Consider the following 12,235-nt stretch of genomic DNA (forward strand, 5'->3'; position numbering starts at 1 on the left):
ATGCAAAACAAAAATTATTACGCCATTTTAATGGCTGGTGGTGTAGGGTCAAGGTTTTGGCCAGTAAGTACAGAGAGTTTTCCAAAACAGTTTCATGACATGTTGGGGACAGGAGATACATTACTGCAAAAAACATTTCAGCGATTAAACAAGTTAATTCCAACTGAAAATATTTTTATTCTGACTAATGAAAAATATAATGATTTAGTCCTACAACAGTTACCAGAAGTTAAGCAAAAACAAGTGGTTTTAGAACCAGCAATGCGTAATACAGCACCTTGTATTTTGTATGCTTCGTTAAAAATACAAAAACTAAATCCAGATGCAGTCATGATTGTGGCACCTAGTGATCATTGGATTGAAGATGAAACTGCATTTACGCAAAATGTACAGCAAGCCTTTCAGTTTTGTGAGCAAAACGATGCGTTAATGACCTTGGGTATAAAACCAACCTTTCCTAATACAGGATACGGTTATATAGAATTCGGTAATGATTCTGAAGAAAATATAAGCGAAGTTATTCAATTTAGAGAAAAACCAGATTACGATACTGCAAAACAGTTTTTAGCACAAGGAAATTTTCTTTGGAATGCAGGTATATTTATGTGGAGTGCTTCATCTGTAATTAACGCTTTCAAGAATAATCAACCTGAATTATTTCAGCATTTTAGTAAAGGAATGGAGCTATACAATACAGATGCAGAATCAGAATTTATAGAAGAAAATTATGCTAAAGCAGAAAACATCTCGGTTGATTATGCCATAATGGAATCTTCCAAAAACGTATATGTAATACCAGCAACTTTTGATTGGAATGACCTTGGGACTTGGGGAAGTTTATATGATAAACTAGATAAAGATCACAACCAAAACGCTGTTGTTAATGCAAAAACTTTAGTAGAAGATGCTTCAGGAAATATGATTAGAACAGCTAAAGAAAAAGTTGTTGTTGTAGATGGATTAAACGATTATATAATTGTTGATAAAGACGAAGTTTTGCTTATCTTTCCTAAAACAAAAGAACAAGACATTAAAAAAGTGCTTCAAAATGTAAAAAACACTTTTGGTGAGCACTACGGATAATTATTAATTTCTGAATGAATACAACCAATAATCCTAAAGAAAACAAGTTTAACTTCTCTGAAGAAGACAAACAAAAAGAAACTGTCGACCAAAAAAAAGAAGCTGTAAAAAAAGATGCAGAAGGTTTGTTTAAAAGTATAAAAACCTTTTTGCAAGAACTTTTAGATTTTAGAGAAGATACCGATCGAGACGCTACAATAGAGGCTATAAAAAACGATATTCCTTTTAAAGGAGCAACAGCCTGGATTTTAGTGTGTTCAATATTTGTGGCTTCTATAGGGTTAAATGCAAATAGTACAGCTGTAGTTATTGGCGCCATGTTAATCTCTCCACTTATGGGACCAATTTTAGGTGTTGGTTTATCTATTGCAATTAATGATATAGATACTTTAAAACGCTCATTGATAAATTTAGCAATTATGATTGTGCTAAGTTTATTAACAGCTTTTCTATTCTTTAGATTTTTCCCTTTAAGTGAAGATACTTCAGAGCTTTTAGGTCGTGTGCAACCTGATATTCGAGATGTATTAATTGCCTTTTTTGGTGGTTTAGCTTTAATTATAGCACGTACCAAAAGAGGAACTATAGCTTCTGTTATTTTTGGAGTGGCTATCGCAACTGCATTAATGCCTCCATTATGTACAGCAGGGTATGGATTAGCAAAAGCTAATTGGAAATACTTTGGTCAAGCCATGTACTTATTTACAATTAATACCATATTTATTGCATTGGCAACATTTTTAGTGCTTAAAATTTTGCGTTTTCCAATGCTTAAATATGCAAATTCTGCAAAAAGAAAACGTATTGCAAGAATAGCATCCTTAGTAGCTATAATTGTAATGATACCTGCTGTTTTTACGTTTTTAAGTGTTTTAAGAGAAAGTCAATTTACTATTGATGCTAAGAATTACGTAAATAATGAATTAAAGGCACTGCCAAACTCCAATTATATAAAAAAATACGCTTCTATCAATTATTCTGAAACGGGAGATTCTAGTATCGAATTAACTACTTTTGGAACAGATGTTATTTCTGAAGAAACACAAAAAGTATTAGAAGAGCGTTTGCAAGCCTATCGTTTTTTAAATAACACTAAACTATTAATCAATCAAACCAAAAATAGGCAGGTTAATAACTTAGAATATATGGAAGAGTTACGCACGCGTGATTCTTTAGACCTTTTAACACAACAACAAAAAATAACTATTTTAGAAAATAAAGTAAGACAATTATCATTGTTAGAGAAAGATCAAATCCCGTTTAAATCTCTTACTGAAGAAATTAATATTAATTATGAAAATGTTGAAGAAATAGCTTACTCTAAAGTTGTAAAAAGTAACTTTAAAACAATAGATACCTTGTCTGTTTTTGAAGTTAAATGGAATGATTCTTTAGTCAATAACAATCAAGTAGAAAAGGAAAAAGCTAAACTGTATAAGTGGTTGAAATTTAAGCTAGATGTAGATACGCTAGTAATTAGAAGAGTAAATTAACCACGCTCTTCTAAATACATTTGACGCACTTTTTTAAATAACTCTGAAGAGTAAACAAAGTCGGTAACAGCTTTATTGTCTGTTTTAAAAATATCATAACGAGAACCTTCCCATTCTTTATAACCATTTTTTAAAAAGACAATTTTTTCACCAATTTGCATAACCGAGTTCATGTCATGCGAGTTAATAACAGTAGTTATTTGATACTCTTCGGTAATTTCTTTAATTAAATCATCGATGACTATAGATGTTTTTGGGTCTAATCCAGAGTTAGGTTCGTCACAAAAAAGATACTTAGGTTTATTTACAATTGCGCGTGCAATAGCAACTCGTTTTTGCATTCCTCCAGATGCTTCACTAGGCATTTTTTTATGTGCATCTGCTAGATTAACTCGCTTTAAAACAAAGTCTACACGATCTTGCATTTCACTTTTACTTTGCTTAGTAAACATTTTTAAAGGAAACATTACGTTTTCTTCAATTGTCATAGAATCAAAAAGCGCACTTCCTTGAAATACCATTCCTATCTGTGCTCTAATATCTCGCTTTTCATCTTCACTTAATTTCGAAAATATTTTACCATCATAAGCAATACTTCCTTGTTCATAGTTGAAAAGCCCAAGTAAACATTTTAAAAATACAGTTTTACCAGATCCACTTTGACCAATAATAAGGTTTGTTTTTCCTTTTTCAAAAGCGGTGTTAATTCCTTTTAGAATGTGAGCATCGCCAAATGATTTATGTAAATTTTTAACCTCTATCATTAGCTTAAAAGTAACTGAGTTAATAAATAGTTTAGTACGATAATTACAACACTAGTCCATACAAAAGATGTTGTACTAGCTTTACCAACTTCTAAAGCTCCTCCTTTCATATAATAACCATGATACGACGGTACTGTGGCTAAAATAAAAGCAAAGATTAATGTTTTTATAAACGCATACGCCATATGAAAAGGAGTAAAGTCTAATTGTACACCTTCTATATAGTCGCCCATACTTGCGTAACCGCCATATACACAAGCAGCAAGTCCGCCAAGAATACCTAAAAACATTGAAATAGAAATAACAAAAGGGTAAAGCATTAACGAAATAAACTTAGGAAATACTAAATAATTTAAACTGTTTATACCCATAACTTCTAATGCGTCTATTTGTTCTGTAACACGCATTGTACCTATGCTTGAAGTAATAAAGGATCCAACTTTACCAGCCATAATAATCGACATAAATGTTGGTGCAAACTCTAAAATAATAGATTGTCTTGTGGCAAATCCAACTAGGTTTTTTGGGATTAATGGATTGTCTATGTTTAAAGCTGTTTGTATCGTAACAACACCTCCAACAAAAAACGAAATAAAAGCAACAATACCTAAAGAGCCAATAATTAAATCGTCTATTTCTTTTAAGATTAATTGCTTCATAACCGACCATTTGGTTGGTTTTTTAAACATTTCAGCAATCATCAAAAAGTAAGTGCCTAAATAATGAAGGTATAACATATCAATTTTTATTACTGCTAAAATATAAAATTCTAACAGCTTATTAACCTTAATTTCAAATTAGATGTCTTAAAAACTGTATTTTTGCAATCTAAATTTATTAAATTATATGAGACCATTACTTTCAATCTGCATTGTATTTTTATTATTTGCTTGCCAATCTCAAAAAGAAGCTATTTCAACTTCAACAGAAACTAATGTTCAACCTACAGAAAAACCAAAACTAGTGGTAGGAATTGTAGTTGATCAAATGAGATATGAGTACTTAACAAGATTTGAAAATAAATATGGAAATGGCGGATTTTTAAGATTAATAAATCAAGGTTTTAACTGTAAAAATAATCACTTTAATTATGTGCCAACCTATACAGGTCCAGGACACGCATCTGTTTATACAGGTACAACACCAAAAAATCACGGGATTATAGCTAATAATTGGTACGACAAGTTTAGTGATAGTTTTGTGTATTGTGCAGGAGATACAACTGTGCAATCTGTTGGGACTATGGATAAAGCAGGACAAATGTCTCCACACAGAATGAAAACTACAACTTTTGCAGATGAGAATAGATTGTTTACTCAAATGAATGGAAAAACAATAGGCATATCTATAAAAGATCGTGGCGCAATTTTGCCAGCAGGACATAGCGCAAATGCAGCATATTGGTTTCATGGGAAAGACCAAGGTCATTTTATTTCAAGTAGTTACTATTTTGAAACTTTACCACAATGGGTCAAAGATTTTAACGCAACAAATCCAGCCGAAAAATATTTAACAGAATGGAATACTTTTTATGATATAGAAACATATACAGAAAGTGGAAGTGATTTAAACGATTTTGAAGGCGGATTTAGAGGAAAAGACACAGCAACATTTCCTTATGATTTAAAAGCATTAAGTGAAACAAACGGAAATTATAATATTATAAAAGCAACACCTTACGGAAATAGTATTGTAACAGACTTTGCAATAGCAGCTTTAATAGGAGAGCAATTGGGTAAAGATAATTATACAGATGTGTTAACAGTAAGTTATTCTAGCACAGATTATATTGGGCATAACTTTGGTGTAAATAGTAAAGAAATAGAAGATACATATATAAGGTTAGATAAAGAAATTGAACAATTATTAAATACGCTTGACGCGAAAGTGGGCAAAGAAAATTACACGGTGTTTTTAACAGCAGATCATGGAGCAGTAAATGTGCCAGCATATCTAGAAAGTGTAAAAATACCAGCAGGTTATTTTGATGGTGCAGCTTTTGAAGCTTATTTAAAAGACTTGGTTGTTGAAGATTATAAATTATCTGCTTGGATAAAAAATATAAGTAACCAACAAATATTTTTAGATAGAGAAAAAATAATTGGATATGGTTTAGATTTAGAAAAAGTTCAACAAGGAATAGTGAATCAAATTATTAATTATCCAAATGTATATAAAGCATATACAGCGACTTCAATGAGTAATACTCAATACACAAAAGGTATTGAAAATTTATTGCAAAATGGATACAATCAAAAACGATCAGGAGATGTGTTATTTGTTTTAGATCCAGCAGTAATACAGTATAGTAAAACAGGATCAACACATGGTTCTCCTTTAAATTATGATACACACGTACCTTTAATTTTTTATGGTAATGGTATTACAAAAGGAAACACAACTGCATATACAACTATACCAGATATAGCACCAACAATTTCTGCTTTATTGGGTATAACGTTTCCAAACGGAGCAACCGGTAAACCACTAGAATTTGTTTTAAAAAATTAATGAAAACGTTTTTTAAGCTCGTTTTCTGTCTTAAAAAATAAAAAGATTACAGAGCCAAATATTAAAGCCAAGCTAATAAAAAGTTTGGCTTTATTGTTTATTGTAATTATTAATGAAATGTTGCTTATCAAGATTAAAAAAACACCGCAAAACATTAAAAGTTTAGCTGAATATTTTTGTGAAAAATCCCATTGTTCTTGATTTTTCATAGAACGAGTTGTTCTGTATCCATAAAGCATATTGATGTTTTTAGGCGGGAATTTGAACATTACAAAACCTGTAATCATAAAAATGATTCCGCTTAAAAAACTTGTAAAAAGTAAGTTTTCTACAAGAAAATTCATAGTTATTTATTTTCTGTATAAGAAATAATTGTTAACTAAGTCAATGTATTTCTGCTTAGCTTCGTTTGCAGAAATATTTTTTGTTTGAAACAATGCATTAGTCTTAAAAGCATTAATTATTTGCTTTTTGCTGCTCGGGCTTCCATAGTCATTAGTAGCTCTTTTGTAATAAGCGTAGAGACGTAACAAGAAATCTGCAGGAAAAGGTTCCTTGTGTTTATTGATTTGTGCTACAGCCTCTTGAAAGGCTTTTTCAAGTTCTTCGGAAGTCATCTTAAATTTCGGCAATAATACTTTCGCCTCCTTTTACTTTTTGGTTTAATTCTACCTTTATATTAGTGTCCAAAGGTAAAAATAAATCTACTCTTGACCCAAATTTTATAAAACCAGAGTCTGTACCTTGCACAGCAGCGTCACCTTCTACAGCATAATTAACGATACGCTTTGCTAAAGCACCGGCTATTTGTCTGTATAAAACTTCTCCATAAATAGGATTTTCTACGACAACTGTAGTACGTTCGTTTTCTGTACTAGCTTTAGGATGCCAAGCTACAAGGTATTTACCAGGATGATATTTGCTAAAGTTTACCTTTCCGCTAATAGGATATCTTGTAACATGTACGTTAATAGGAGACATAAAAACACTTACTTGAAGTCTTTTTTCTTTAAAGTATTCTGGCTCAAAAACCTCTTCTATTACTACCACTTTACCGTCTACGGGCGATACAACATTATTGTCGTTTAATATGGTGTTTCTTTTGGGATTTCTAAAAAATTGAAGTATTAAAAACAAGAAAATAAATAGCGTAAAAAATAATACGTACTTAAGCCATAGTGCTATTACAAATGTGTCTACCACAACTGCAGAAATAGCAATAAACAAAAACGTAATTGCTATAATTTTAAAACCTTCTTTATGAAACATAGTTTACAATTCTTAAAAACAAATAAATAAAAGGAGCTGCAAATATAATACTATCAAAACGATCTAATAAACCGCCATGACCAGGCATTATAACTCCGCTATCTTTAACGTTAGCTTGGCGTTTTATTTTTGATTCTATCAAATCTCCAAGCGTTCCTATAACACTTATAATAATACTTAATATTAGCCAATTAGTAAAAGTTAAATGGCTGTCTGTAAATTTAAATATAAAATAACTAGCAATGGTTGCAAAAAACAATCCTCCTAAGAATCCTTCGACAGTTTTTTTGGGTGAAATGCTAGGAAACAGTTTTTGTTTACCAAAATTTTTACCAACTAGATAAGCAAAAGTGTCATTAACCCAAACTAAAATAAAAGAGCCTAATATAAGAACTGGGTTAAATAGTTTTCCGTGTTTACCTATTAAAACTAAAAACACAAAACCACTTGCTAAATAAAAGGTGGTAATTATATATCTTTTTGAGCTAAATAAAGGTATTTTTTTTTCAGAGAATAAATCTTTAATCAGTAGTAATTGAACAAAAATAGTAATGACTTGAAGGATTTGAGTAGCTTCTACTAATCCTATATGAGAGTTCATAACAAACTGCCAATACCCGAAAATAAAATACATTATTGTAAAGATAATATATGGGTATAAGCTTTTAAGTTGTATAAGTTTACAAAACTCTGCCATACAAATTATACCAAACACGTAAAAAAGTATAACAAATGCGTGCTCGTTAAATAACGAAAGGATAAGCAAGGTTATATATAAAATTCCAGATAGACCTCTGGTTAATGTTTCGCTCATAAAACTATAAATCTTCTAACAACAGCAAATATAAGTTTTTTGTGCTGCTTCCGTAAGATAAAAAGTCTTTTTCCTCTTCTAGCTTAAAATGTTTAATCGTAGTGATGTTTGTTGGAAGTTTACTAGGGTTTTTGCTTTTAATTTCTCTTAACCCTTCACTAATTGTTGGTACTATTTGACTTGTAGTAGCAAAAACGATTACATTATTAGGAAATTCATTTAGTTTATTCTCTGCTAATTGATTAGAGCTAACTAATAAAGACCCATCATTTGCAATTAGGTTTTCGCAAGTGGTGATAAAGTAAGTACATTCAGATAAGTTTTGTCCAACGTTTAATTGAGCACTTTTAAATTTATCTTCAAGGTTTTTATCGTAGAAAAAAGCTTTATGATCTTCCCAGCTGTTTTCTATTATAATATTGTTGAGGTTATCGTACACTTCGTCTAACGAGTCGCAATACAAAAATTTACCACCATTTTTTTTAAAGTTTATAGTAAAACTTTCGTCAATTGGTAGCTCAACTTTTGGCATGTATTTGCCTCGTTCATTAGACTTTATGTCTTCCTTTTTCTTTTCAGATTTAGAACTAAATAACTTTCTAAAAAGACTCATTTACTTTGCTATAATCAATTTTCTTTTTTGAACTATATCAAATATAAAAAAACTTAGACTATCTAAAGAGATAATCTAAGTTTTTTGTGTTTAAATACTATAAATATGTTCTGTTTACTCTTCTTCTTCAGATTTTTGATCTGTAAGCTGAACTTCTTTCTTAAAGTTTCTTTCTCCAAATATCTTTTCTAAATTGTCTTTAAAAATCACTTCCTTTTCAAGTAAAACTTCTGCTAACTCGGTTAATTTATCTTTGTTTTCTTCAAGGAGGTTGACAGCTCTTTGGTATTGAGTCTCTATAATATCTGAAATTTCTTTATCAATTAGTTCTGCTGTTTGTTCACTATATGGTTTAGAGAATCCATATTCATTTTGACCAGATGAATCGTAGTAGGTTAAGTTTCCTACTTTATCACTTAAACCATAAACAGTAACCATTGCTCTAGCTTGTTTTGTGACTTTTTCTAAGTCACTTAAAGCTCCAGTAGATATTTTATCAAAAATAACTTTCTCTGCAGCACGACCACCAAGAGCGGCACACATTTCGTCTAGCATTTGCTCTGGTCTAACGATCAAACGTTCTTCTGGTAAATACCATGCAGCACCTAAAGATCTACCACGTGGTACAATTGTTACTTTTACCAACGGTGCAGCATGTTCTAGCATCCAACTAACAGTTGCGTGACCTGCTTCATGAAAAGCAATTGCACGTTTTTCTTCTGGTGTAACAATTTTATTTTTCTTTTCTAAACCACCAATAATTCTGTCTACAGCATCTAAAAAGTCTTGTTTTTCTACTGCCTTTTTATTGTTTCTAGCAGCAATTAAGGCTGCTTCATTACAAAGGTTAGCAATGTCTGCACCAGAAAAACCTGGTGTTTGTTTAGATAAAAAGTCAAGATCTAAACCTTCAGCTTTTTTTAGAGGTCTTAAGTGGACTTCAAATATTTCTTTACGCTCTCTAACGTCTGGAAGATCTACAAAAATTTGTCTGTCAAAACGTCCTGCACGCATTAAAGCTTTATCTAAGATGTCTGCACGGTTAGTTGCTGCAAGTACAATTACGTTAGTATTTGTTCCAAAACCATCCATTTCGGTTAGTAATTGGTTAAGTGTGTTTTCGCGCTCGTCATTACTTCCAGACATTGCGTTTTTGCCTCTTGCACGACCAATAGCATCAATCTCATCAATAAAAATAATTGACGGCGATTTTTCTTTAGCTTGCTTAAATAGGTCACGTACACGTGATGCACCAACACCAACAAACATTTCTACAAAGTCAGAACCAGAAAGCGAGAAAAAAGGGACTTGTGCTTCTCCTGCTACTGCTTTTGCAAGTAAAGTTTTACCTGTTCCTGGAGGACCAACTAATAATGCTCCTTTAGGAATTTTACCACCTAAGGATGTATATTTTTCTGGGTTTTTAAGGAAATCTACAATTTCTTGAACTTCTTCTTTTGCACCTTCTAAACCAGCAACATCTTTAAAGGATGTTTTTACATCTGTTTTTTCGTCAAATAGTTTTGCTTTAGATTTTCCTATGTTAAAGATCTGTCCGCCAGCTCCGCCACCACCACCAGAAGACATACGTCTCATGATGAAAATCCAAACTCCAATTAGTAAAATAAAAGGAAGTAAGCTAAATAATAATTCGCCCCAAGGATTAGTTTCGGTTTTATATTCAACAGATGTAGAAATGCTGTTGTTTGCTTTTATTTCTTTTAACTGATTTTCAAAATTTTGAAGATCACCAAATTCGAAAGTGTAATTTGGTATGTTATTAGAATCTCCAAATAATGCAGTTGGTATAGACTTTTTGTGTACTTCTTTTTCTTCTGCTTCTTTAGTTAAGTAAACTTTTGCTTCTCTTCTGTTAACAATATCTACTTTTTCTACGTCTCCATCTTTTAAATATTGAAAAAATTGTGCTGGAGATGTTTTATTTTCTCCGCTTAAAGCATCGCTTCCAAAAAAGTTTAAACCAATGAAGAATAAAAATAAACCTGCGTATATCCAGTAAGGATTAAACTTAGGTTTTTTTGGAGGTATTGTTTTTTTATTTTTATTGTTTGCCATGTATTGTTATTAATAATTTGTTTTTATAGCTGTTACTTTGGCATCTCCCCAAAGACTTTCTATATCATAATATTCTCTTATGTGTTTTTGAAATACGTGTACAACTACGTTAACATAGTCCATTAAAACCCATTCTGCATTGTCTTCGCCTTCTATATGCCAAGGTTTGTCTTGTAATGTTTTGCTTACTTTTTTTTGTATAGAATTAACTATGGCGTTAACTTGTGTATTTGATGTACCTTCACAGATAACAAAGTAATCACAAACAGTGTTTTCTATTTCTCTAAGATCGAGAATGTTAATTTCTTTTCCTTTTACATCTTCAATTCCACCTATAATTGAGGTTATAAGTAGATCTGCGTTAGATTCTTTTTTCGCCATTAATAAGATTTAATTTGTGCAAAGTTATTATTTTTAAGTTCTTTATACTTTAAAAAAATCATAAGATTTTATAATACGAAGATAACTATTTAATATGCGTATAATCAAACTTAATGCCATCGATTCTACAAATTTGTTTCTTCGAAGTTTATCTATCGATACCAATGTAGAAGATTTTACCGTAGTTGTAGCTAAACATCAAACTAAAGGTCGTGGTCAAATGGGGACTGTTTGGTCGTCTCAAGATGCTAAAAACCTCACTTTTAGTGTGTTTAAAAGGTTTGATAATTTAAAACTTGATCAACATTTTGTGATTAGTATGGTTGCTAGTTTGGCTGTAATTAATACACTAAAAAAACTAAACTTACCAAAATTAAGTGTCAAATGGCCTAACGACATTTTGTCAGCAAATAAAAAGATATGTGGTATTTTGATTGAAAACGTTATTAAACAAAATAATGTATCAGCTACAGTTGTTGGTATTGGTTTAAACGTAAATCAAGTTAATTTTTCTAATTTACCTCAAGCGTCTTCTTTATTAAATGTTACAGGTATATCTTATGATTTGGATGAATTACTTCAATCTATTTTAAAAGAGTTAGAAATCCTTTTTGATTTAGTTGAAAGTAATCACTTTAAAACTATTAAAACAACTTACGAGTCTTATTTGTTTAGAAAAGATAAACCTTCTACATTTAAAAATGAAGAAGGTTTATTTTCTGGTTTTATTAAAGGAGTTTCTAATGAAGGTCTTCTAGAAGTTTTATTAGAAGATAATATATTAAAAACGTTCGATTTAAAAACAATTAAGCTACTGTATTAATAGCATTAGGCATGTTGCTAGCCAATGTTTCTATAAACTTATTGATAGGTCCTTTAATCATCATAGCCATCATAGCATTAAACTGACCTTCAAAAATTAATTGCACTTCGCTAGTTGTTGCATCAATTTCAGAGATATTTCCTGTTAAAGAAAAGTCTATTTTACCACCAGCAGCACCTAAAACAATTTGATTAGGCGGTGTTGTTTCTTTCTTTTTAAGTACAATTTCTGGCATACCTTTTAAGGCAAACAAAAACTTATCGTTATCTAAAACTTCAAATTTGCTTATGTTTTCTGGCATAAGATTTTCAAAATTTTTTACATCGCTTAAAAAGTTAAACGTGTCTTGAGCAGATTTATTTACTGTAACTTTTGGAGATTCTAATTTCATAGTTTGTTTTGTATGTT

14 protein-coding genes are annotated in these 12,235 nt (G+C 31.0%); 4 read left to right on the plus strand and 10 right to left on the minus strand.

The features are described 5' to 3' along the window. Both WA340_RS07725 and WA340_RS07730 read left to right on the plus strand, forming a co-directional pair. Entirely contained in the window at positions 1-1,083 is a 1,083-nt protein-coding gene (locus WA340_RS07725; RefSeq protein ID WP_336128304.1) for a mannose-1-phosphate guanylyltransferase, read from the plus strand. A gap of 14 nt (positions 1,084-1,097) precedes the next feature. Continuing rightward, complete coding sequence (locus tag WA340_RS07730) at positions 1,098-2,576, plus strand: DUF389 domain-containing protein (RefSeq protein ID WP_336128306.1); 1,479 nt, start codon at positions 1,098-1,100, stop codon at positions 2,574-2,576. Here WA340_RS07730 and WA340_RS07735 read toward each other — a convergent pair. Together WA340_RS07735 and WA340_RS07740 are read right to left on the minus strand one after the other, a co-directional pair. Next, positions 2,573-3,340, minus strand: coding sequence for an ABC transporter ATP-binding protein (locus tag WA340_RS07735; RefSeq protein ID WP_027880352.1), 768 nt, complete (start codon positions 3,338-3,340; stop codon positions 2,573-2,575). The two genes, WA340_RS07730 and WA340_RS07735, sit on opposite strands and share 4 nt — an antisense overlap. Beyond that, positions 3,340-4,077, minus strand: coding sequence for an MlaE family ABC transporter permease (locus WA340_RS07740; RefSeq protein ID WP_027880353.1), 738 nt, complete (start codon positions 4,075-4,077; stop codon positions 3,340-3,342). The genes WA340_RS07735 and WA340_RS07740 overlap by 1 nt, the downstream gene beginning before the upstream one ends. A gap of 109 nt (positions 4,078-4,186) precedes the next feature. On the opposite strand from WA340_RS07740, the gene pafA reads away from it, so the two are divergent. Further along, positions 4,187-5,851, plus strand: a complete 1,665-nt coding sequence (gene pafA / locus WA340_RS07745; RefSeq protein ID WP_336128308.1) for an alkaline phosphatase PafA — start codon at positions 4,187-4,189, stop codon at positions 5,849-5,851. Here the strand turns inward: pafA and WA340_RS07750 are convergent. From WA340_RS07750 to rsfS, 7 genes are all read right to left on the minus strand, one after another. Beyond that, complete coding sequence (locus tag WA340_RS07750; RefSeq protein WP_336128309.1) at positions 5,848-6,195, minus strand: SdpI family protein; 348 nt, start codon at positions 6,193-6,195, stop codon at positions 5,848-5,850. The two genes, pafA and WA340_RS07750, sit on opposite strands and share 4 nt — an antisense overlap. 6 nt (positions 6,196-6,201) lie before the next feature. Then, entirely contained in the window at positions 6,202-6,468 is a 267-nt protein-coding gene (locus WA340_RS07755) for an acyl-CoA-binding protein (RefSeq protein ID WP_027880356.1), read from the minus strand. 1 nt (position 6,469) lies between these two features. Further along, positions 6,470-7,120 carry a phosphatidylserine decarboxylase family protein gene (locus WA340_RS07760; protein WP_336128311.1) on the minus strand — a complete coding sequence of 217 codons (651 nt, stop codon included), beginning with the start codon at positions 7,118-7,120 and terminating at the stop codon, positions 6,470-6,472. After that, complete coding sequence (locus WA340_RS07765) at positions 7,110-7,934, minus strand: phosphatidate cytidylyltransferase (RefSeq protein WP_336128313.1); 825 nt, start codon at positions 7,932-7,934, stop codon at positions 7,110-7,112. The genes WA340_RS07760 and WA340_RS07765 overlap by 11 nt, the downstream gene beginning before the upstream one ends. A gap of 4 nt (positions 7,935-7,938) precedes the next feature. Then, positions 7,939-8,547, minus strand: coding sequence for an LUD domain-containing protein (locus tag WA340_RS07770; protein WP_336128314.1), 609 nt, complete (start codon positions 8,545-8,547; stop codon positions 7,939-7,941). 114 nt (positions 8,548-8,661) lie between these two features. Then, entirely contained in the window at positions 8,662-10,623 is a 1,962-nt protein-coding gene (gene ftsH, locus WA340_RS07775) for an ATP-dependent zinc metalloprotease FtsH (RefSeq protein WP_027880360.1), read from the minus strand. Positions 10,624-10,632: 9 nt separating this feature from the next. Beyond that, a complete protein-coding gene (gene rsfS, locus WA340_RS07780) occupies positions 10,633-11,004 on the minus strand; it encodes a ribosome silencing factor (protein ID WP_027880361.1) in 372 nt (123 codons plus the stop codon). A gap of 94 nt (positions 11,005-11,098) precedes the next feature. On the opposite strand from rsfS, the gene WA340_RS07785 reads away from it, so the two are divergent. Next, on the plus strand, positions 11,099-11,827 hold the full coding sequence (locus WA340_RS07785) for a biotin--[acetyl-CoA-carboxylase] ligase (RefSeq protein WP_336128315.1): 729 nt from the start codon (positions 11,099-11,101) through the stop codon (positions 11,825-11,827). Here WA340_RS07785 and WA340_RS07790 read toward each other — a convergent pair. Further along, a complete protein-coding gene (locus tag WA340_RS07790) occupies positions 11,811-12,218 on the minus strand; it encodes an SRPBCC family protein (RefSeq protein WP_027880363.1) in 408 nt (135 codons plus the stop codon). The genes WA340_RS07785 and WA340_RS07790 overlap by 17 nt on opposite strands. Positions 12,219-12,235: the final 17 nt, after the last annotated feature.

Source organism: Mesoflavibacter sp. CH_XMU1422-2, from assembly GCF_037029245.1.
GTDB classification, from domain to species: Bacteria; Bacteroidota; Bacteroidia; order Flavobacteriales; family Flavobacteriaceae; genus Mesoflavibacter; species Mesoflavibacter zeaxanthinifaciens.